This is a genomic window from Candidatus Uabimicrobium amorphum, from assembly GCF_009002475.1.
GTDB classification, from domain to species: domain Bacteria; phylum Planctomycetota; class Uabimicrobiia; order Uabimicrobiales; family Uabimicrobiaceae; genus Uabimicrobium; species Uabimicrobium amorphum.
The window spans coordinates 5,392,448-5,413,478 of the sequence record NZ_AP019860.1; the positions used below are offsets into that span (position 1 = coordinate 5,392,448).

The window sequence follows — 21,031 nt, forward strand, 5'->3', positions numbered from 1 at the left end:
TACAATGGAGAAAAAGCTAAATGGCTCGAGCAAAAAAGAAAAAAATCAGACGTAATGTCGCTAAAGCAATTGCTCATATAAAAGCAACGTTTAATAATACAATTATTACGATCACCGACTTAAATGGTGATTCTTTGTGCTGGGATACCGCAGGAACTATAGGTTACAAAGGTTCGAGAAAAAGTACTCCTTTTGCAGCCCAAAAAGCGGCGGAAAGATGCGCAGAAAAAGCTATGAAATTTGGTGTAAGAGAAGTAGATGTGAAGGTCAAAGGCCCAGGGGCTGGTAGAGAATCAGCCGTTCGAGCATTGCAAGCCTCAGGTTTAGATATCAAAGAGATTGAAGATGTAACTCCTTTACCTCACAACGGTTGTAGACCAAGAAAGAAAAGAAGGGTGTAGATTATGGGACGATATACAGGACCAGTATGCCGACTATGTCGTAGAGAAGGAACACAGTTGTATTTGAAAGGTCATCGTTGTTATAAATCTTCTTGCAACCTTGACTCTCCTCCTGGTATGCACAACTGGCGTAAAGGTAAATTATCAGAATTTGGTAAGCGTCTACGCGAAAAGCAAAAAGTAAAACGTTACTACGGAATTTACGAAAAACAATTTAAGAATTACTTTAATCAGGCAACAAGACAACAAGGTAACACAGGGGAAAACTTACTTGTTTTACTAGAAAGACGCCTGGATAATGTAGTTTGTCGTGGTCAATTCACACACACCAGAGCAAGTGCAAGACAATTGATCACTCATGGACATCTACTCATCAATGGTAAAAAAGTGGATATTCCATCTTACTTGGTAAAAGTAGGTGACGTTATCGAAGTGAAGAAAAAAGAATCTTCGAAAAATATTGTGGTTAGAAATATCGAAAATCCCACACCTGCAGCGGTACCATCATGGTTGGAAGTAGATAAAGAAACACCTTCGATTAAAGTAGCTCAACTGCCAAATCGCGATGAAATACAAATTGAGATCCAAGATCAAATGATTGTCGAGTTCTGTTCACGTTAATCATTTTATCTCAACAAATTAGCTGTGCCAAACACAACAGCTATACAACAACTCCTTGTTGTTTATTATAAGGGAATGCCCTTTCGGATGAGAAATAACACGTATTGTTAGAACGCTATTTCTCATCCGTAACCTACATTGTGATCTACATTATTTCACAAATATTTCTTTTCAAGAAAGGACTTCATATGAGAATTAGGTGGCGAGATCTTGAATTACCCACAAGGGTAGTCTGTGTAAAAGAAACTCTTACACCTGTATATGGAGAATTTATAGTAGAGCCTTTTGAAAGAGGATTTGGCCGCAGCGTAGGAAATTCATTAAGACGTATTTTATTATCTGCTATAGAAGGATGTGCAGTTACATCTGTAAAAATTAAGGGAGTTGATCACGAATTTTCAACAATTCCCGGCGTCTTAGAGGATGTTGCAGATATTATTTTAAACGTCAAAAGAATTCGTCTATCCGTTGAAGACGACACTGTCGTTTACATAAGAAAAAGTGAAGTGGGACCTGTGACCGCAGGCGACATACAATCAGATGATGATAGCCTGGAAATTCACAATAAAGATCTTGTAGTTGCGCATATTACAGAAAAAACTGATCTGGAAATCGAATTGCAAGTAAGACGTGGAAGAGGTTATGTTGAAGCAGTCGAGAATATGAGAGAACCTCAAGAAATAGGTGTTATACCTGTTGATTCTATTTATTCTCCTGTACAACACGTTGAATATCAAATTGAAAATACACGTGTTGGAAAAATGACAAACTATGATCGCTTGATTTTAAAAATTACCACTGATGGAACTCTTGCACCGGAAATGGTTCTTGTCGAATCAGCAAAAATATTACGCAAACATTTAAATCCTTTTGTTCAATATTTTGAATTAGGTCAGGAACTTCAAGAAGGTCCTCAAGAAGAACTTATTTCCGAAGCCGACGAAAACCTACAAAAGATAAAAGAAAAATTGTTGCAACCTATAGAAGTACTAGAGTTGAGCGTTCGCGCATCTAACTGTCTTGCTGCTGAAGGGATTCGTACTATCAAAGATTTAGTGAAAAGGCAAGAGTCAGATATGATGAAAATTCGCAATTTTGGCAAAACTTCGCTAAAAGAAATAAAAGAAAAACTAATAGAGTCCAGCCTTTCGCTAGGTATGCAAGTAGATGAAATTTTAGCTAGTTAATCACTATGCTATTGTAAGTATTAATCTTTTAACCGAGGAAAAGAAACATGAGGCACCGTAAAAGAGGACGTTCACTTGGACGTTCAAGTTCTCACCGCAAAGCTCTAGCTAGCAATTTGCTAAGAAGCTTATTCCAACATGGAACTATTGTTACGACACTAGCAAAAGCAAAAGAATTTGCTCCTCAGGCCGATAAGCTAATTACTATAGCTAAACGCGCAGAAGTAAAAGCAAAAGAATTGTCTGAGAAGTTGGAAAACAGTGAGCAAGAAAATGTCGAACAGCAAGTAAATGCTTTAAAAGCTTTTTATTTCAAAAGAGCTTTATCTATTCTTCAAGATCGCAAACTAGTTCAAAGACTTTTTTACGATATAGCTCCTCAATATGCAGAAAGAGCTGGTGGTTATACCCAAGTTCTGCATTTAGATAAGAATCGTCTGGGAGATAATGCACGACAAGCCGTTTTAAAACTTGTGGAAGAACTACCAGAAGAAAGTGAACGCGAAAAAACATCAGAAGAATTAGAACTAGAAAAAGAACGACGCAAAAAAGACGAAAAGAAGAAGAAAGAACAAGAGAAAAAAGCAAAAGCTCGCGCAAAAGAAAAAGAAAAAGCGAAAAAAGCAAAGCAAAAAAACAAGTAGTATCATCCCCACAAATGTGGAAAATAGCTATTTACAAACCAAAATTGTCATCCCCGTGAAAACGGGGATCCGGCAATATAAATTCAATTTTAGATTGCTGGTTTCCCGCTGGAGTTTATCCTCGTGAAGATGAGGCGGGAATGACATGAGGTATTTTAGTTTTAAAGTACGCTAATTTTACTGAAAGGAATAGCAATTCTATTTGCTAATTTTTTATGAAAACAAACGTATCGTCTAAAATTCACAAAGTAATATCGATGATTCACAACGCTTTTATGAAGCCGAAAGATTCAGGGAATGCACGAAAGCAAGCCTGGATCAATACGTGGTCTGAAATAAAAACTCTAAGCCCCATTGAATTAAATGAGTTGAGTGAAGGTCTAGAAACAACTGTAGATACGCTAACTAAACTAAACAGTAAGATTAAAATGCTTAGCATAAAAAAACAAAAAGAAATCGAAACAACAAATAGCAAAAAAGTGGAAGACGAAAATAAATGGGAAGACAATGAGTTTCTCGATAGTTCCGCTGATTTACCGGTGTTCAAGAAATCTGCACAAACTAAATGGGTGTCGGTAAAACCAATAGAAAAGCCCAAAACGATCATGCAAACCTGTCAAGCCATTTGGGTAACCGTTACCAATAGAGCGATTTATATTGTTGACAACAAAGGCGACAAGAAGCCCGGGCCTAAAAGAGATTTGATGATCGAAAAGCACCGCTTAGCAGTACTTCCTGCCATTTTAGATGATAAAACAGTTACGGATGTGATTACTGGCAAGCCGATTATGAACCTCTATTTTGTAAATAAAGAAGTAAAAGAAAATTTACTGTGGCTGCTTGCGGAAAGGTCAAAAGTTAACGCCAATTTCCGTAAACTATACATTCGATTTCTACGCAAAGAGGTGATCAAAAAAGCAAAACTGTACGAGTGGGCGAAAAAATTTAGTTTACAAGCCGAAAAAATCCTCAAAGAATTGTCTTATTATTGATCTGCGGTAATATCAAAAACAGCAATAATCGTCTCTAAGTGTTCATGCAATATTTCCATGACGGCAAATAGTTGTTTATTGAGCATCGTGAATTTTGATATATCCTTTTCATCCAATGCCTGCTGCATCTTATTCTTGAAATGATACAACACTCCCTTATAATTACCGTCCATAATTTGTTCATATGTGTGTCTGCTTAATTTGAGATCGGCATTCATAATGTCTTCTTGAATGGTATTGCGCAAATTTTTAATCTTTTCTGCGAGAAATGTCACCATGTTCTCCACAAGATTTGATTCTTCTTCTAGAGACTTTTTTTCGCTATTTATATAATCGACATGCGCACTCAGTTCGTTAAACTCTACTTCTAGCTTTTGCAACTCTTCCTGTTGTGTTTGGATTTTTTCATTGAGTTGTTTGTTGTCTTGGATGAGATCTTTTGGTAATTCTAGAGCTATTTCTAGTTGATCGCGAAGCATTTTCATGAGCCCCTCCGGATCATTTTCTTGCAATTCTATTTGGCGCACGAGTTTATTGTTTTTATCGTTAATTTCACTGTTTTCTTCTTGGAGCATTTGTAATTGTTGCTCTAGATCTTGTACCTTTTCCTCTAAAGCAAAGATTTGTCGGTTGGCGTCTTCATTGAAGGAATAATCGGTTGTCAACATGAAATCTTCTGACTGCTCAAAGTCTCTTTCAATAATGATACCTGTGTCCGTATCTTCGTAGACTTGCAGCTTATTTGCTTTTATGGTAAGAACGGTGATGTCATCTTGTTTTTCGCCTCGTGTGTGTTGTGTCGCTGTTGTAAAAAGGCATTCGTTTAGTTTTTGTGCGCTGTCGTGAGCATTTTCTTTTACAAGAGCGGAAACACCTTCGACGCCCAGTTCTTCTTCATCTTGGTCCGACGCTTCGGTGATTCCATCGGAGTATATCAATACGACATCGTTTTCCATAAGTTGGAATTCTTTTTCTTCCATCCTACCACGAAACATTTCTCCGCGAACTGTTCCCAGTACCATACCGCGTGATTGCAGTTCAAAAGGATTTTCGTTACGCGCCATGTTGTACACTAAAGGATAGGCTTGGCCAGCTCTTACGAAACGCAGAGTATTATTTCGTGTATTGAGTATACCAAGAAAAACTGCGACAAAAGCTTCTCCTTTTAAGTTGGTACATATTTCTTCATTTGCCTGGCATAAAGTATCGACTAGAGAACGATGTAACTTTATATAGATACTGAGAATTTGTTTTGCCATGGACATCACAAGGGCGGCTTCTATACCGTGTCCTGAGACATCTCCTACAACAATACCTACTTCGTGGTCGTTTAGTTCAATAAAGTCGTAAAAATCGCCACCGATGGTTTCCATAGGTGAATACAAAACATCGAGGTCATAACCTTCAATGGGGGGAACTTCCGATTGCATTTGCGATTGACGTTTTTTCGCTTCGTCAAGGTTGATTTCTTTTTGTTTGTAAGCTTCTTTGACCTGTTCCAGTTCTTGCATGAGTTCTTTTTGTTGCCCACCGAGTTTTTTTTCTACGACAGAGCAGTTGTGTATGGCGGTCCCCAAAAGTTGTCCAATTTGCGTTGCCGCTTCTAGATCCACTTTAGAAAAGGGTGTAAAGTCTGCTTTTTCTGAAAAATTAATTGCACCTATGATCTTTTCCTGATTTTTGGTGCGCACAGATATGGGAACTAGCATGCAAGATCCCGATGTGTAGCGTTGTCTACGACTGAGTTTTATAGGAAGATTATTTTTGAGGATGTACTCCGCTACATTGGTGATCAATAGGGACTTTTTCTTGATAAAAACTTGAGGAATTAAAGAGTGCTTACTGCTTATGGCTACCCTATCATCTAGATGTTCTTGCAGTCTTTTTGAACTATGTCGTTTAGACTCAAAATATTGCTCATCTGGATCGAGAAGATAAATAGAAACACGATGAGAGTGAACGATTTGTGGAATTTGTTCGATTGCAACATCTAGAATTTCATTAAAGTCAAATAAATTGAGACTATGGGCTAATTCGGCCATTTTACGATCTTTTATTAGTTCCATATAACCATACATTCCTTACAAATAAAAATCCATCCCATCTTAGATTGCGTTATCCTCAATCAATTTACGGCGTTTGATCAAAGAAACAACCTACATCATGTAAGATCTAAGTGTCTTAATTATAGCAATTTTTCGTGCTTTGTGTAGAATTTTTTGCAACGGGGCGTATTTACAGTTATTTTTGTTTTTTATAAAACACAATGTGCTAAAAAATTTTCAACTAGCACAACTATTGATACTCAACTATAATATAAAAAAATGAACTTAATCGAACTCCCACTTGGTATTGGAAAGGTAGCATTTTGAATAGTTATGTTGTTGTAGGAGTAGAACGAAGAGGTCTTTTGCTCGTAGCTATTGTCTTGAAAAATAATAGCAATGGAAAAAAAATAGAAGTTTACACCCAGGATAGAGAAAAAATCAGTATAGCTGCTAGAAAAATACTATGGAATTTTAACAAACAAATCGAAGCAGATAATGAAAAAAATATGCGGTTGAAGATCGCAGAGTTGATTGATGAATTTGCACAACAACAAATTGATATTGCTACGTTATGGGAGCTTTTAGACGAAGGACAAAGTTATAGCATCGAAAATCTTTTGGAGACGTACTTTACCGAATATTCTGATTTTGATGCAGGATCTCTCTTTGTTTCTCTTGGACAAAATAACCTTTATTTCAAATTGAACAATGGAAAATTTGAGAAAAATTCACCGCAGAATGTCGAGTCAAATCTTCAGAGAATTCAAAATGAGAAAGCACGTAAACAACAAGAGGACATGTTTATCAAGTGGTTTATCTCTTATCATGGCAATAAAGAAGTTCCTGAAGAATTCGTTGCTCTTTTGGAGAAAGCAAAACTATATGCGCTTCATGGAGAGCTGGCAACTTCAGAAGTGAAAAAAGTGGGAAGTTTACTTGGGAAAACACCTGATGAGATGTTGTTACTTTTAGAAAACAAAGAGGTGATAAAAAAGAACATCAATCAAGTGGTATATCGCCAAGGATTACAAACAAAATTTTCTCCACAAGTTATTGCCGAAGTCGACGAAATTATTTCCCAAGAGGTGAATTGGGAAGGGCGTCGTGTGATTAGCGACATGTGGAATATTGCAATTGACGACAAGGAAACGGAAGAGGTCGATGACGCCATTTCTTACCATGAAGAAAATGGTCTATTCGTGGTTGGTGTTCACATTGCCGATGTAGAAGCAACCGTAAAAAAAGACAGCGCCTTAGACTCTATGGCGGAAGATCGTTTTGCGACTGTATATTTTCTCGACGGCAAAATACCTCTGTTTCCCATGAATTTGGTGAAAGAACGCTTAACCTTAGCAGAAAATTCTCCCCGGGCAACTGTGTCTGGTTTTTTTTATTTTGACTACGACGGAAATTTGCAAAAAAGTAAGTTTGAGAAAACAGTTCTCAATCTGCAAAGAAGAGCGACATATGAAGATAGTCTAAAAGAACTGGGCGAGGACTATCATTTTTGCAAACTACATGAACTTGCCTTGAAAATTCGCGAACTGCGCTGTGAAAATGGTGCGATTATCACTAACTTTCCGGACTCGAATATTAATATCAGTGATGAAAATAACATCGAATTTAAACTTATCTCTGCCGCAACTCCTGCGCATACTGTCGTTTCGGAGTTTATGATTTATTTCAACCATATTCTTGCCCAAACAATGGCAAAAAAAGGTATTCCCGCTTTTTATCGCATACAATCTATCAATAGTCCTGTGGATAGTTTGGTAAAAGACAATCCGGTGTATCCCATTCAGTTGCGCCGTTGTTTAGGAGGTGCAACGCTTTCCTCGACACCTGGTAAACATGCTACCTTGGGACTTAACGCCTATACACAAGGAACTTCGCCTATTCGTCGTTATGGAGATTTACTTATCCATCGACAGTTTTTTCATTTTATGGAAACCAACAAAATGTGCTATTCCTCCGACGATTTACGACGCAAAATAGCATCGATTGAAAAGGGGGAGAAGAAGATCAAGGTCGCGGAAAATGAGCGCTATTTATTCTGGTTTTACAAATATTTGAAGCAGCAAAAAGGCAAAATTTTTAAAGGATTTGTTTCGAAAGTTTTTGACAATAACCGCGTGTTAGTATTTTTCCCCGATTTATTTCAAGAGTTTTCTGCAAAAGTAGAACGCGAGGACTATGCGAAAGAGGGGCGTGAAGTTTCATTTCGCATTCAAGGAGCGTCTCCAAGAAAACAAAGGCTTCATTTACAACATCTAGTTATGAAGTAGGTGTAAACGGTGGTTATGAGAAAAGCTTTTTATCTATTATTGTTTGTCAACCTTGTTGTGGCACTACCCAATATTTTTAGCTATCGCTCTGTCGAAGGAGTGGAAGCAAACGTGGTATTTGCCATACAAAATGCATTTACTGCGGGAGATGTATATACAAATTCAGCACAAATACCATACGCAGTTAGTCAATATATGCCTGGATACTATATGTTGTGCAGCTGTGTATGTTCTGTTGTTGCCTGTTTTTTCGACATAGACTGTTACGCTATTTTTGTTTTGTGTCGCCTTGTCAGTACAATGGGAGTTTTTTGTATTGCCGTGTGTATTTTTCGTATTGCCAAAGATATTTTTTCTTTGGAGCGAAATTTGAGTTTGCTACTTGCAATACTTGCCATTATATTTACCAATCATCGCCATTACTTAGTAAGACCCGACGTTTATATAACGCTGTTTACTTTCCTCTCTATATACATGTTTATGCGCTACCAAAAAGACCGCAAGGTAGTCCTTTTGATTCTGGCCGGAGCTCTCGCTGTTTTTCCTCTGTACTTCAAGCAAAATGGTCTTATTATCGCCCCGTTGATGGGATTGTTTTTATTGGCGAATAAAAATATAAAAGGGTTGGGATTTTTTTTATGTGGCTATCTTTTTGGACATGCGATTTTGGGTGGAGTGTGTTTTTCACATATTAGCGGTGAATTCTTTTTGATGAATGTTGTTGATGGTGTTAACCAAGGATTTTCACTGAAAAGAGCTATGTTTAAAGTTTATCTCCCCTACTTGAGTCGCTTTAGTTTGGGAGTAGTTCTTACATTACTGTGTATTTTTTTAGTTTTTACCCACCGCAAGAAACACCCCAGTAATTCAAATATCCTTTTTCTTATATACATGTGGTTTTTTATTTCCCTAATATATGGCACAAGCGCTTTGAAGATGGGTTCTGGTATTCACTATTTCAGCGATTCGATGATCTTGAGTTTGTTAATCATCGCAGGCTGTTTCCCACACCTTGACGAAATATATCGATTGCAAACAGAGAATCGACTGCTTGTAACTCTCGTATGTATTCTTTTGTCTGGAACCGCTGTTTTAGGTAGTACTTTACATATTGCGTGGTCTTTTTCTAATACAAAAGAGCTATTGACCGACTATTACCCTTACAAAAATGATATTGTGTCTTTTATTGAGCGAGAAGTTGGGGACAATGTATATTTTATCTCGGAGTTTAAACATCTCAATTTACGCTTTCCGAAAAACTGCGCTTTTCCACAATATGAGATTCAACAGATTAGTTATGACACCGGTCGAAAAGTTTTTGGTGTTGAGCAGTTTAAAAAAGATATTGATAGTGGAAAGATTCGCTATTTGATAGGTGAAGCTTTTTTTGGTCGTTATTTGGGAGTTGATTTGCGGGAAAAATTTACGTACTTGTGTGAACTACGTGGATACCCAAAGGCGGCGGGAAAAATTAAAATTTATATCAATAAAAATAGCCGGTAAATCCTATCTTAGATAGGATTTATTCGTCTTGCGACTCGATGCATGCACCCAGGTATTGCAAGATCTTACGATCGAGAAATTCTTCATCTTCCCCCTCGGTAACTTCGATAATAAGTTCCTCGTCGGTAAAGCGCACGCGCCCCACGGTTTTGAGTTCTTTTTTGGCAAATACACCTTTTTTACGCGATTCAATCCACAAAAATTCTCGCGCACCATCTGTAGATTGTTCTGACTCTTCGAAAACAGATGTTTGACGAATTTCGACTTCCACATCGTCGCGATCTTTTACCATTGTATAACGCAAAATATGACCGGTGAAATCCTGAGGTTGTTCCTCCACTTGCCAATCGATGGTTCCCACAAGCTTTAATGCGTCATAAAATTCTTTGGGAACTTCGCTTTGTTCTTCTTTGTTCGCACGTACGACACCACGCAGGGTATTTTTGATAACATCCTCTTCGACTTTAAGCAATTTACGATCTGATAAGAAATCAGTGCGGAATCGTTCTTCTGTTATACGATCTACAATAAAACAATCATCACATCTTTTGCCAACAATTGCAAAATGGACGAATGCTAAAAGACCGCTGGGAAGTTTCCGAGCAAACAATATAAGAGCATTTCCCGATGATTGCCAATCAGGATTGATCCAAGCACCATGAAATTCAAAATTACTGCTGAGTAGCTTGTGTTTCGTGTTTTTCTTTTTCTTGCGTTTCTTTGCCATTTTTTTCCCTACTGAAGTTGTGAAACGATGATCAGAATAACGAGAATGCTGATAATAACAATCCAAATACCAAGGTACTCGTTTTGATTTTTACGATGTTTTCGCGCATATTTTTTTGATTTGCGCGTCCTCGAAGTCATTTTATTGCGTGAAGTTAATTTGTTTCTTTTGGTTTTACTGAGGTCAACTATCTGTGTTTTCTTTTTACTGAGATCAACTATTTGGGTTTTCTTTTCGTTAATATTCACTATCTGTGTTTTTGATTCTTGGAATTGTGGTGTTGCGGCTGCGATAGGCTCTTCTAGAGCTCTTTTTTGTGCGAGTAAAAAACCTTCTAATTGTTTGACCATCTCTAGGGCGGTTTGATAGCGATCTTCGCGATTTTTCTCCATTGCTTTTAAACAAATAGCTTCCAGTGCAGGGGGAATTTCACTGTTGATTTCTCGCGGAGGAATTGGCTTTTCTTGTACAATTTGAATAATGGCCGCGAAACTGTTTGTCGCAGTAATACAGCGCTCTTTCGTCAAGGCTTCGTACATGACAACTCCGAGTGAGTATATGTCGGCTCGATGATCGATGCTTTCGCCTTTGGCTTGCTCTGGAGACATAAAGTCAGGTGTTCCAACAATTGCTCCTTCCGGAGTTAAGCGCGTGTCATCATGTGCGTTGGTCACTAGTCCAAAATCCATAAGATAGCAGCGATTTTCCTTTGCGGAAATGAGAATATTTGAGGTTTTGATGTCGCGATGTATGAGGCCTTTTTTATGAGCATAGAATACGGCATGAGCGATATTCTTGATAATGGTGGCTATTTGTTTCCAGGTAAAGTTATTGTTTTTTAGAAGTGTTTCAAAGTTAAAACCATCGACAAATTGCATCACTATATAGCCGTGTCCTTGCTCTTCTACGATATCATATATCTGAATGATATAAGGGTGGTTTAACTGCGCGATGGCGTGAGCTTCATTGATAAGTCTTTGTTTGTTACCTTTTTGTAGGGTTTTTAAATCGACAACTTTAATGGCGACAATGCGGTTGAGTTTTACATCAAAGCCTTTGAAAACAATTGCCATGCCCCCTTTTCCAATGAACATTTTAACTTGATAGCGGTCACCCACAGTTTTTCCTATGAAATGTGCATATCTTTCATTGGGCTTGTTTTCTTGTTGCGACATTTAAAAACTCCTGAGGTATTCATTCTTAATATATTCATTCCTGTTATATTCGCAAATGTTTGTATAGACACTAAGTTTTTTGGATGGTCCAGATTTTACGCGGAGTATTATCAACTGCGTTTCTCAATTAGTAATCCTCAGGTTTTGAGAGATTTACTTATCTACAAAAACTTATCGCGAAGGTAAATTATATAAATAACCCGTCATTGGTTTCAATAAAATAATTTATTTGCAAAATCTACTTGTTTATGCTATATAGTTTACAACAATTAAGTCATTTCAAATGCCCAACAAATACTAGGTAACTAAAATTTAAATTTCAACACTTAGTGAAACCTAACAAAAAACAAATTTCTTGGGTCTCATTAGTTTATAATTTGTGAGATTTTCATGATACAATTTCAAAATCGACAAATTCAATTACCAGATGGTGCTCCGGTAATTGTGTCTAGGATATTAGGATCTATTGATGGGTCTACTGTACGACAATTCGAGGAAAAACTTTTGGGTTTTCTCGGGCAAGGAGTACAGCATCTTATTATTGTTTTTTCACAGGTAAATTATATCAATAGTACTGGTATGGGTGTTCTTGTTAAAATAGCCGACAAATTTCAAGAGAGCGGCGGAGATATTAGTTTAGTTGATGTTCCCGATAAACTTATTGCACTTTTCAACATGCTGGGGTTACTGTCTCTTATTAAATTGTCTAAATCAGAAGAAGAAGCTGTGCAGACTTTTTATAAAAATCGAAGCCAAAGTGGCGGTAGTGTTCCTCCACAAGCCAACATTGCACCAAAACCACAAGAACCACCGGCACACCATCAGCCGCGAAGAACAGTATCGAAACCCTCTGCTCCTAAATCTTCAGCGGTCAAAACAAGAGCGCGTAGTAACAGCAAACGCAAGACATACATCATTCGTTGCCAAAGTTGTAGCAGCAAAATTAATTTGGGTGCACGTCCCAAAGTGGGGACATACAGATGCCCAAGATGTATGGTTGTTTTTAAACTGCAAAAAAATGGAAAGATTCATTTCCAAAAATAACTCCCTAAGTTACGAAACTGGACAACAACAAAAAAAGAGGACGTAATTTCGTCCTCAATACTTTTGTGTTGTGTGGTTTTATTTGCATTCTAATGTTAAGAGTGTTGTTGACTTTCCTCGGGTAATTCTCTTTACAATCCTCTCTTTGTTGGAAGGTAAACGTAACCTCTGTTGTAAAAACACACGTGAGACTTTAGGAACATGAATTGGTCCATGTAGTGTATTCTTTGTCGCAATTGGTTGTGCTATATCGTATTTTTCCAAGTTAATGTGACACAAAAACTCCGTATTTTTTTCCACTTGAATAGATACATCTACCCCTTCTCTTACCATTCCTGTTATCGGATCTCCTATGGCGGCATTGGTGGCAACTTCTACATCGTAGTCTTGAAGAGTCTTGTACTCAGTGTAGTTATAACTCTGCGATTTTTGGTGTTGAACACCACTCAAAAACATGTCCTTGACTATGTATTCGCGTATCATCTTATGTTGTTTTTGTGTAATGTTACGCTGTTCTATTACCTCTTTGTATTTTTCGTTAGGCATTTCATAAATGCGTAGGTGAACGTTGTAAGTACTTCCAAAATCGCGCTCTATTTTTTTGAGTTTTGGTAATATATTTTGTTGCGAAGAGCTTATGATCATCCGGCCACATATTTGGTGTTTACCTAACAATTTTTGGCATGTTTTCTGGTAATGATCGATATCTTTTTGCGTGACCACTTGTTCTTCAAATAAAGCTCCACCGTTTACTTTACTACTGTTCACTAAAACAACGCCGTGTGTAGCTTTGGAAAAGGGGTCTTCGTTTTCGTAGTCTGGCGTTGAAAGTAAGTAATATAGAAGTCCACCGTCGTATAGATGTAAGTCTTTGTTCACGTGGGATGACAAATCTTTTTCGTCGTGTATCGTTACATAAATCGCATGAACTTTATTGTTTACGTTGTAGTAAGTCAATAGGGATTTCTTTGCAATAGGAACACGGAAGGTGCCATATGAGCCACTGTGCTCCGATTGTGGCAAGTCAACCTCGGACATTTCTTTCGGACTCACATTGTCCATTTTGTTGAGTTTTACCTGGCTTGCTCCTCCAAATAGATAGACCGATTGATTATCAAAAGAACGAAAAGGTATCAACTGCAAATGAAAACCTTCATTGAAATTTTGTATGACGGGGTCAGCGGTAGTACTACTTTCAGCAACTTCGACATCATAATCACACACATACGAATGATAAGTGGAAATCGCGATATTATTATTCTGCCCAGCACTTAAATATACAGATTCTTGGTAAACTGATTCGTTTTGAGAGAGATCTATGACCTCAATCTCTGCATACATAGTTTGCAAAAACTGCTGTTTTATTCGCTGTAAAAAATGGCGTAGTTCGTTATGTACATCTTGTTTTTGTATGACATGCAAGAATTTTTTGTCTATTTCCAGTGAGGCTTTACCTGTCCATGTGTCTGACGCAACATAACTGCGTATGGTGTTGACAATTTGGCGATCAGATAACTGATGGGTCGCTTCTACAAACGTGCTCGTGGGTTGTTCATTGTCTATTCCCAAATGTTGCTTTTCGCTTTCAGGTATTTGTAATGCTTGACGAATTGTTTCAATGTCGTATTGTTTGTACACATAATCTTGTGCAAGTGCGCTAACTAAAACAAGGCTAACGAATATAATCTTTTTCATATTGGACTCCTTCTCAATCGCATTATCTAAGTATTGGTTTGTTTTAAATTTTCAGTACTATTGTGCTACACGACTTATTACTGTACTCATATAGATGCAGGGTTAAGAGAAAGGTTAAAAAATTTTTTTAAAAGTGTGGATGAAAATAACAAAAAATTGTTGTAAACGCACGAAAATATTGGATTTGGCGAGATTGTTTTTTTGCGAGAATCGTTTTATGTGTTGTATTATTACACGTGGATGAATAGAACTCGAAGTGAGAATTTTGGAGGAAGAAGTGAACAAAAAAATAGTCAAAGGCAAGTCGTTGCAAGAAGTAGAAGCGAACACCAAATACATGGGATGCAGTTTCTATTTGAACTATGTAGACGGTGACAATCTGGAAGGAACAGAGTTTGAAAACTGTTCTTTTCGCGGAGGTTTTCGCGATTGGGGCAGGGACGAGTATGGGTTGTGGATGGCAATGACTTACGAAGGTGTACGACAGGTGCTGCGCTGGATAAAACCAGGAACTTTTATGATGGGGTCTCCACAGGCAGAAATGGGGAGAACGGAAAAGGAAGTACAATGCAAAGTAACGTTTAGTGAAGGGTTTTGGTTAGGAGAAACGGCGTGTACGCAACAGCTGTGGGAAGCGGTGATGGGAAAGAATCCCTGTTATTTTAAAGGTGGTCAGCGCCCTGTTGAGTGTGTAAGTTGGAATGAGTGCCAGGCATTTATGGACAAATGGAATGAAGAACTAACGGGAATAAAATTGAGTTTTGTAACAGATGCCGAGTGGGAATATGCATGTCGCGCGGGAACAACAACAGCGTTTAGTTTTGGCGAAACGATTACACGGAAGCAAGTAAATTACGGTGGAAAAGAAACAGTGGAGGTGAAGTCACTACCATGCAATGGTTGGGGACTGTATGAAATGCATGGAAATGTATGGGAGTGGTGTGGGGATCGGTATGGTGAGTATAGCGATTCTAAAACAAACCGCTCTATACGCGGTGGTAGCTGGAGAGATCGTTCGCCTTGGTATGTGCGTTCTGCATATCGCAACTGGTTTGAGCCTGACTCCGGTTACGACCTCATTGGTTTCCGTTTTTGTCTGAGGGCCGGTAATATTTGAGATAGGATTTGAGCAAATGAGCAGGAAAATAGTAAAAAGCGCTACAACCAAATAATGTTGTTGTAGCGTAATTTTTACATTTGCCCCCTTCTCCACCACATCATCCACAAGTATTGGTTGGTACCAAAATCTTCATTTGTGAGTTGTTTTAGAGCAAGATGCGCATTTTTTCGCAGACGTGAACTGCGCAGCATCGCGATGAAATAAGGTATCACTTCTTTCTTGGGCATATTGAGCAGTACATTCATTGCCAAACGACTCAATCCTTTTCTAAAAGCGACGCGTACAATGGGTTCGATGATTCTTGTATCTTTACTGTTTTGTAGTGCTTGCAGGAATTCACTGTGCAGTTTTTCGTCGTAAAGACCCTTTAGTAAGAAGCGATTTGTTCTTGGAGTATCAACGGTCGCCAAAGCGGAAAGTGCCATTGCACGATATTTTTTATAGTTTGTTAACTGTATAAAAAAATCCACACTTCTGTGGTCGTTCATCGTCGCCAAAGTGGTGGCCACTTGCTTAAAATGAGTAGTATGTAAGGCCATATTCATGAGTACTTCTGGCGTATCTTTGTTAAAGATACGTTGTGCGAGTTCAATGGCAACAACATCGTCTTGGCGAATTTTTTCGTGAATGACTTCGGTACTGAAAGGTCGTAAATATTGTAAAGATTGGACCGCTGGTTCACGTAATTGGTAGCGATGCATACAAGCAAACAATATTTGTGCTGCTTCCGTACTCCCGCGTTTTCCCAGAGCAATAACGGCTTCTTTACTATTATTTTGCGCGTATTGATTGAGTAGCGCAAGGCTGTAATTACCACGTAAGTCTCCCAGAGTACGCCACATGAGAGGTGTGTCGTACATATTTGCGCATAAGTAATTGCACGTTGTTTGTTCCGCCTCTTTGAGTAAAGATATGGCGGTGCTGTACAATTTATCTTCTTTTAGAGCCGCGACAACAAAAGGCAACGCCCGCTTTGTGTCCATTTGCCACAAATCGTAAAGAGCCAAAGTTTTTTCTTTACCATAGGTGTATATATGTAGAATATCATCAAATGACTCAAAATTTTTTCGCTGAGCAAGTAATTGCAGCACAAATTTTTCTACGTTGTGAAAACGATTGTTTTGCATGAAGTAAAGCTTGTTTACTGATCCTGATGCTTTCTCGCGTTGTAGAAGAACTTGCTGCGCTTCGCGATCTCCGATTGCCGCGAGCTTGTACAATTGATTGTTTTCGTCTATGGCTTTAAACTGGAAGAAATACAGGCCAATAACCGCGAACAAAATCGCTGCCGCAGCCACATAGCGTCGCAAAGGAAAACGTGAGGCCAAGTCCACATGGTAAGAATCCCAATAGTCCTCTCCAGGGTCGGCAAAAGAAAGCTCTTGAAAAAGACTTTCTTGCTTTTGTAAGTCTTGCCAACGCTGTTGGCAGTTTTTACAACAAGCAAGGTGCGTTTTTAGTAACCTATTTTGTCGATTAGACAACGCATCATCGAGTTTTAGAGACATATACAGTTTTGCTTTATTACACTTCATCTTTGTTCCGTTCTACTAAATCGCGAAGCTTGTTACGTGCATAGCTGACATGCGCCTTAGCGGAGCTTACCGAAACATTCATCGCTTGAGAAATTTCTGCATAACTAAGTCCTTCAAAACAGCGTAACACAAGAGCAATTTTTTGCTTTTTTGGCAAAGAGGCTATTGCGCGTTTCATTGCTTTTTTGGTTTCATCTTCTTCTACTTGTTCCTCTTCTACAGACAACGAACTCAAATCAATATCTGTGACAACCTTGAGTTTAGGACGACGGATGATACTACGATAATAATTACCCGCAATTTTATACAGCCACGGAATAAAACAAGACTCGTTTTTGAGAGCATGTAGTTTATTGTAAGCGCGAATAAAAGTTTCCTGAGAGATATCTTCGGCTTCTTGGTGGTCTTGGGATAACTTTAAAGCGAAAAAATATATGCGCTTCTTGTGACGTTCCACAATTGCGTTAAATGCCGCCGTATCTCCCTCTTTAAACCGCGAGATCAGTTGTGTGTCGTTCATTCTTGTTGTCTTAATAAGAGTAAAAGAAGATGTTGTTTATGTTGTGTTATAGGGGCACAACTTGTTACTGTACTCATATAGATGCACGGTTAAGAGAAAGGTTAAAAAAATTTTTTTAGGCTGGGGATAAAATAGCAGAAAAATGTTGTAAACGCACGAAAATATTGGATTTGGCGCTGTTGTTTTTTGTGATTGTTTTTTTGATGTGGTATGATTGTTTTAATGCGTTTGGAAACGTGTATCTGTTTACGTTTGAGAGAACGGGCGGACACAAGGTCCGCCCCTACAATGCACTTTGTAAACGAGAGATTGTTTTTCATTACAATTTACCGAATTTAATCTTCTTTTTTATAGCCTCTAAAATACACTGTTTTTGCTCGTCCTTCTTTGGCGTTATATATGGAAACGAGTCCAGAGGATCCTCCGTAAGAGTTATCCCAACCACTTACGCCTTTCCATACATATAAGATACTTCCGTCTTCATTTGTTGTGTGGATAACCCCTTCTTTCGAAATAGTAACACCGTCAGCGTAAATGTTTTGTGTAAGAAGAGGTGAAAGCATAAGGGCATTTAGAAACAGTGCCAGGACTAGAAGTAACATAACTGCTTTCCAAGAAATGTTCAAATATTTCATTGTATTTTTCTTCCTATAAATAATGCTAAATTCTAAGGTATCTATTTTTTTAAATCAACAAATAAGGTATAGTGAATTGTGAAGATTACGTCAATGAATATTTGCTATTTTTTGGCTGCCAATTTTCAGGGAATCCGGCGAGGTGTTTCGCGCTAACTTGTTTTTCATAATGCTGAAACCCATCATAAGTCGCTTGTAACAGCCCTTCCTGAACGCGTTGATGAAATGCGTCAAATTCCGCAGAATTTTCTTCGCTTGGTGGAAAATATGGACCTTGTAGAAATATCTTAATGTTATTAAACGGTAGAGGGATCATCGTGCGATCCCAGGTAGGGAGTAAGAATTTGCGTTTGCACCAGATACGTACGGAAAAAACGGGCACATTGAGTTTCATACCTACCACTAAGGCGCCGGTTTTCATTTGATAAATTGGACCGGAGGAACCATCTACGGTGATACCAATTCCAAATTTGTCCACAGTCGCAAGATGCTCAATGATTTCATCTAAAATGCGCACGCGTCGTTTTTTTCCTTTGCTTGTCCCGCCGCGGAAAACATGGAAGTTGTATTTCTGTAACATTCTGGTGATGACCTCACCGGCGTTGCTTTGGCTGGCGATTGTATAAGAAGGGAAACGATGGAAAGCATGGGTTACCAAAAATACATCTTGGTGCCACATCACACCTACAAATTTGACGGGTTTGTTTTCTTTGCGGAAAAATTCTTCGATATCTTTTGTGTTGTCGACTACTTTACTCGTGTACCATACCAGACTGCAATAGGCTGCGTACATGTGTGGAATGGTGTTTTTTAATATAAACAAGACCGAGCGTCCTAAGGCGCGTTTGGTTCTTCTAATAACATGTCTTGTTAGCGTTCTTTTTCCCACAGGAAAAAACTCCTTCTGTAAATGGTTTTTAACGCGATAATGAATCAAAAAAAGTGTCGTATATATACGATAAATGGAAGTAAATATCAATCAATAAAATTGTGAATTTTCATTTTAAGTAAAACAACAGCCTGCCACTTACTCAGGAGTAAAGTCGCATTTGTGTTGCGGCAAATCAATGAGTTCCCCTGCTAATTTATGCAATCTTTTCCAACTTATCTGTTCCCATGAATTGCCAAAGTCGCAGTCTGTCCATCGCCATATTCGCGAACAGCGTTTACAGTAATAGTAGTAAAAACTCAGCAATGAATCGCAGTATTCCTCAGCAAGTAAACACAAATCCTCATTTCGTGTAAACCTATTTACATCTATTTTTTCGCAATTACACTTTTTATAGCGCATCATTTTTCCTTATGTTAGAATCACAAAATGTTTTTTCAGGAGTTTCGCATAAACAGATATTTTTTACTTGTTTTATGTATGGTTTTGTGGGGATGTGATTTTTAAAATCAAATGTAAAACGTATCAAGCTAGCGTCACTTTATCTTAACATATTTCCTGATGGGAATGCGCAGTTTTATACCGTTATACATAAGTCTTCAAAAACGGCATCACAAAAAATAGATAGGCAAAAAGGAGCCCATAATGATGGACGATACTTTTCATTTACAGCGTTTTATCACCGCACAAGAAAGTGTGTACACTAGAGTAGTTAAAGAATTGAAAAATGGTCGCAAGGATAGTCATTGGATGTGGTATATTTTTCCTCAAATCGATGGTTTGGGATTCAGCGCAACAACAAAACGCTACAGTATCAAAAGCGTTGCCGAAGCCAAAGCATATCTCGCACACCCCATTTTAGGGCAGCGATTGTGTGAATGTGTGGAACTTATTTTGGCGGTAGAGGGAAAATCCGTTTTACAAATAATGGGCGCGCCCGACGATTTGAAGCTTTGTTCGTCGATGACATTATTTTCCCAAATGAGTGATAATCCTATCTTTTCTCAGATACTAGAGAAATACTTTGCTGGTAAATTAGATACAAGAACTCTTGAAATACTTCAGAACTTGAAAGAGGAATAGCATTGGTAACTACAAATGCTATTCTTCACTTGTGATATACCTAATCATCGATGTCTTGTGTATATAAATAAAAACAGTGCATACGCAGAGTAGCAAGAGTTGCCCCTTGTGCTGCCCCAAGTGGTAAAGTGGCGATGGCCCCTAACATAAATAGTAAAACACCTAGTTTAGAGATGGACCTGTGTTTATTGATGTGCGAGCGCAAACGTATATATCCCAGAGTTAATAATACCAAAGTTGTGCTACACAATGCTATGTAGGCGGGGGCTTCGCGCCAATAGTTGATATTGGCGATGGAAAGAACTAAAACGGTGAGAACAACAGCGATATGTATGAAGGTGGCGATTATGGGAGAGACAAAAGAGGGTTTTTTGAGCAGTTCACTGTTCTTCAATGCTTGCAAGACTAGCTGTTTTTCCTGTTGATCTAACTTGCGTAGGTCAACGAAACCTCTTTTATTAATGATGGTTAAAAAACGAATTTGCTTTTTTTGTGTTGCAATAAAGACGCTATTTGCTTGTTGTTGCTGACAAGTTTTACCAAAAAAGCCATTGTGTTTTTTCCATTCACTGTGACACGCCAGACCATTTTTTTCTATAATGTTTATAAATTTCTGTATTGTTTCGATGGAAAAACTACCTGGGGAAAATAAAGATTTTTTCATGAATTGTGGCGAGGATACTCTAAATTCTGTAAGTGGGAAGCTTCACTCAAATGCGAATACGTTTAAACATGAACTGGTATCTTTTTAACCTCGCATCTCCTTTCTGGAAATAAAATTTATGAGAAATACCTTTGTAGCATATACATATTATTTTGTATATTTCAAAAAAATTTGAAACAATTCGTTTTGCGTTTTTTATGAAGAATTTTTTGTAAATTTTTGGTGTTTATGGCAATATAGTGCGGAAAATGACCTAAGCAAAA

The 21,031-nt window shown here is 38.1% G+C and carries 20 protein-coding genes; 10 read left to right on the plus strand and 10 right to left on the minus strand.

From position 1 onward, the window contains the following. Positions 1-20 precede the first annotated feature (20 nt). From rpsK to UABAM_RS19645, 5 genes are all read left to right on the plus strand, one after another. Positions 21-401, plus strand: a complete 381-nt coding sequence (gene rpsK / locus UABAM_RS19625) for a 30S ribosomal protein S11 (RefSeq protein ID WP_151969697.1) — start codon at positions 21-23, stop codon at positions 399-401. Between the two features lie 3 nt (positions 402-404). After that, a complete protein-coding gene (gene rpsD, locus UABAM_RS19630; protein WP_151969698.1) occupies positions 405-1,022 on the plus strand; it encodes a 30S ribosomal protein S4 in 618 nt (205 codons plus the stop codon). A gap of 188 nt (positions 1,023-1,210) precedes the next feature. Beyond that, complete coding sequence (locus UABAM_RS19635; RefSeq protein ID WP_151969699.1) at positions 1,211-2,209, plus strand: DNA-directed RNA polymerase subunit alpha; 999 nt, start codon at positions 1,211-1,213, stop codon at positions 2,207-2,209. A 47-nt stretch (positions 2,210-2,256) separates the two neighbouring features. Continuing rightward, positions 2,257-2,853 (plus strand): 50S ribosomal protein L17, encoded by a 597-nt coding sequence (gene rplQ / locus UABAM_RS19640; RefSeq protein ID WP_229759282.1) that lies wholly within the window; start codon positions 2,257-2,259, stop codon positions 2,851-2,853. Between the two features lie 215 nt (positions 2,854-3,068). Continuing rightward, positions 3,069-3,845, plus strand: a complete 777-nt coding sequence (locus UABAM_RS19645) for a hypothetical protein (RefSeq protein ID WP_151969700.1) — start codon at positions 3,069-3,071, stop codon at positions 3,843-3,845. On the opposite strand, the gene UABAM_RS19650 is transcribed toward UABAM_RS19645, so the two are convergent. Continuing rightward, positions 3,839-5,911, minus strand: a complete 2,073-nt coding sequence (locus UABAM_RS19650; RefSeq protein WP_173013436.1) for a GAF domain-containing SpoIIE family protein phosphatase — start codon at positions 5,909-5,911, stop codon at positions 3,839-3,841. The two genes, UABAM_RS19645 and UABAM_RS19650, sit on opposite strands and share 7 nt — an antisense overlap. A 302-nt stretch (positions 5,912-6,213) precedes the next feature. Between UABAM_RS19650 and UABAM_RS19655 the strand changes: the two genes are divergently transcribed. Both UABAM_RS19655 and UABAM_RS19660 read left to right on the plus strand, forming a co-directional pair. After that, entirely contained in the window at positions 6,214-8,178 is a 1,965-nt protein-coding gene (locus tag UABAM_RS19655) for a ribonuclease catalytic domain-containing protein (protein WP_151969702.1), read from the plus strand. A 15-nt stretch (positions 8,179-8,193) separates the two neighbouring features. Continuing rightward, the gene (locus UABAM_RS19660) at positions 8,194-9,681 is read left to right on the plus strand and encodes a glycosyltransferase family 39 protein (RefSeq protein ID WP_151969703.1); all 1,488 of its coding nucleotides are present in this window, start codon (positions 8,194-8,196) and stop codon (positions 9,679-9,681) included. A 19-nt stretch (positions 9,682-9,700) separates the two neighbouring features. Here the strand turns inward: UABAM_RS19660 and UABAM_RS19665 are convergent, their stop codons facing one another. Together UABAM_RS19665 and UABAM_RS19670 are read right to left on the minus strand one after the other, a co-directional pair. Continuing rightward, positions 9,701-10,408 carry a hypothetical protein gene (locus tag UABAM_RS19665; RefSeq protein WP_151969704.1) on the minus strand — a complete coding sequence of 236 codons (708 nt, stop codon included), beginning with the start codon at positions 10,406-10,408 and terminating at the stop codon, positions 9,701-9,703. A gap of 8 nt (positions 10,409-10,416) precedes the next feature. Beyond that, on the minus strand, positions 10,417-11,583 hold the full coding sequence (locus UABAM_RS19670) for a serine/threonine-protein kinase (RefSeq protein WP_151969705.1): 1,167 nt from the start codon (positions 11,581-11,583) through the stop codon (positions 10,417-10,419). 390 nt (positions 11,584-11,973) lie between these two features. Between UABAM_RS19670 and UABAM_RS19675 the strand changes: the two genes are divergently transcribed. Then, positions 11,974-12,627 (plus strand): STAS domain-containing protein, encoded by a 654-nt coding sequence (locus UABAM_RS19675; RefSeq protein WP_151969706.1) that lies wholly within the window; start codon positions 11,974-11,976, stop codon positions 12,625-12,627. A gap of 78 nt (positions 12,628-12,705) precedes the next feature. Here the strand turns inward: UABAM_RS19675 and UABAM_RS19680 are convergent, their stop codons facing one another. Then, the gene (locus tag UABAM_RS19680) at positions 12,706-14,322 is read right to left on the minus strand and encodes a hypothetical protein (protein ID WP_151969707.1); all 1,617 of its coding nucleotides are present in this window, start codon (positions 14,320-14,322) and stop codon (positions 12,706-12,708) included. A gap of 277 nt (positions 14,323-14,599) precedes the next feature. Between UABAM_RS19680 and UABAM_RS19685 the strand changes: the two genes are divergently transcribed. Next, positions 14,600-15,439, plus strand: a complete 840-nt coding sequence (locus UABAM_RS19685; protein ID WP_229759283.1) for a formylglycine-generating enzyme family protein — start codon at positions 14,600-14,602, stop codon at positions 15,437-15,439. Between the two features lie 74 nt (positions 15,440-15,513). On the opposite strand, the gene UABAM_RS19690 is transcribed toward UABAM_RS19685, so the two are convergent. The 5 genes from UABAM_RS19690 to UABAM_RS19710 all read right to left on the minus strand — a co-directional run bounded on the left by UABAM_RS19690 (position 15,514) and on the right by UABAM_RS19710 (position 19,426). Next, positions 15,514-16,977 (minus strand): anti-sigma factor family protein, encoded by a 1,464-nt coding sequence (locus UABAM_RS19690; RefSeq protein ID WP_151969708.1) that lies wholly within the window; start codon positions 16,975-16,977, stop codon positions 15,514-15,516. Further along, a complete protein-coding gene (locus tag UABAM_RS19695) occupies positions 16,967-17,497 on the minus strand; it encodes an RNA polymerase sigma factor (RefSeq protein ID WP_151969709.1) in 531 nt (176 codons plus the stop codon). Before UABAM_RS19695 ends, UABAM_RS19690 begins: the two co-directional genes overlap by 11 nt. Before the next feature lie 335 nt (positions 17,498-17,832). Continuing rightward, positions 17,833-18,132: a hypothetical protein gene (locus tag UABAM_RS19700; protein ID WP_151969710.1), complete on the minus strand. Its 300-nt coding sequence runs from the start codon at positions 18,130-18,132 to the stop codon at positions 17,833-17,835. Positions 18,133-18,217: 85 nt separating this feature from the next. Next, the gene (locus tag UABAM_RS19705; RefSeq protein ID WP_151969711.1) at positions 18,218-19,021 is read right to left on the minus strand and encodes a lysophospholipid acyltransferase family protein; all 804 of its coding nucleotides are present in this window, start codon (positions 19,019-19,021) and stop codon (positions 18,218-18,220) included. 138 nt (positions 19,022-19,159) lie between these two features. After that, the gene (locus UABAM_RS19710; protein WP_151969712.1) at positions 19,160-19,426 is read right to left on the minus strand and encodes a hypothetical protein; all 267 of its coding nucleotides are present in this window, start codon (positions 19,424-19,426) and stop codon (positions 19,160-19,162) included. Between the two features lie 243 nt (positions 19,427-19,669). Here UABAM_RS19710 and UABAM_RS19715 point away from each other — a divergent pair, with 243 nt between their 5' ends. Further along, positions 19,670-20,104 carry a DUF1810 domain-containing protein gene (locus UABAM_RS19715; protein WP_152022038.1) on the plus strand — a complete coding sequence of 145 codons (435 nt, stop codon included), beginning with the start codon at positions 19,670-19,672 and terminating at the stop codon, positions 20,102-20,104. A gap of 40 nt (positions 20,105-20,144) precedes the next feature. Here UABAM_RS19715 and UABAM_RS19720 read toward each other — a convergent pair whose 3' ends face one another. Continuing rightward, positions 20,145-20,768 carry a hypothetical protein gene (locus UABAM_RS19720; protein ID WP_151969713.1) on the minus strand — a complete coding sequence of 208 codons (624 nt, stop codon included), beginning with the start codon at positions 20,766-20,768 and terminating at the stop codon, positions 20,145-20,147. Positions 20,769-21,031: the final 263 nt, after the last annotated feature.

Coding starts and splice junctions, on each gene's coding strand:
- rplQ (WP_229759282.1), top strand. CDS start 2,257: ATGAGGCACCGTAAAAGAGGACGTTCACTTGGACGTTCAAGTTCTCAC.
- UABAM_RS19650 (WP_173013436.1), bottom strand. CDS start 5,911: ATGGAACTAATAAAAGATCGTAAAATGGCCGAATTAGCCCATAGTCTC.
- UABAM_RS19690 (WP_151969708.1), bottom strand. CDS start 16,977: ATGAAGTGTAATAAAGCAAAACTGTATATGTCTCTAAAACTCGATGAT.
- UABAM_RS19710 (WP_151969712.1), bottom strand. CDS start 19,426: ATGATGCGCTATAAAAAGTGTAATTGCGAAAAAATAGATGTAAATAGG.
- UABAM_RS19720 (WP_151969713.1), bottom strand. CDS start 20,768: ATGAAAAAATCTTTATTTTCCCCAGGTAGTTTTTCCATCGAAACAATA.
- rpsK (WP_151969697.1), top strand. CDS start 21: ATGGCTCGAGCAAAAAAGAAAAAAATCAGACGTAATGTCGCTAAAGCA.
- UABAM_RS19680 (WP_151969707.1), bottom strand. CDS start 14,322: ATGAAAAAGATTATATTCGTTAGCCTTGTTTTAGTTAGCGCACTTGCA.
- UABAM_RS19665 (WP_151969704.1), bottom strand. CDS start 10,408: ATGGCAAAGAAACGCAAGAAAAAGAAAAACACGAAACACAAGCTACTC.
- UABAM_RS19660 (WP_151969703.1), top strand. CDS start 8,194: ATGAGAAAAGCTTTTTATCTATTATTGTTTGTCAACCTTGTTGTGGCA.
- UABAM_RS19695 (WP_151969709.1), bottom strand. CDS start 17,497: ATGAACGACACACAACTGATCTCGCGGTTTAAAGAGGGAGATACGGCG.
- UABAM_RS19700 (WP_151969710.1), bottom strand. CDS start 18,132: ATGAAATATTTGAACATTTCTTGGAAAGCAGTTATGTTACTTCTAGTC.
- UABAM_RS19645 (WP_151969700.1), top strand. CDS start 3,069: ATGAAAACAAACGTATCGTCTAAAATTCACAAAGTAATATCGATGATT.
- UABAM_RS19635 (WP_151969699.1), top strand. CDS start 1,211: ATGAGAATTAGGTGGCGAGATCTTGAATTACCCACAAGGGTAGTCTGT.
- UABAM_RS19670 (WP_151969705.1), bottom strand. CDS start 11,583: ATGTCGCAACAAGAAAACAAGCCCAATGAAAGATATGCACATTTCATA.
- UABAM_RS19715 (WP_152022038.1), top strand. CDS start 19,670: ATGGACGATACTTTTCATTTACAGCGTTTTATCACCGCACAAGAAAGT.
- rpsD (WP_151969698.1), top strand. CDS start 405: ATGGGACGATATACAGGACCAGTATGCCGACTATGTCGTAGAGAAGGA.
- UABAM_RS19675 (WP_151969706.1), top strand. CDS start 11,974: ATGATACAATTTCAAAATCGACAAATTCAATTACCAGATGGTGCTCCG.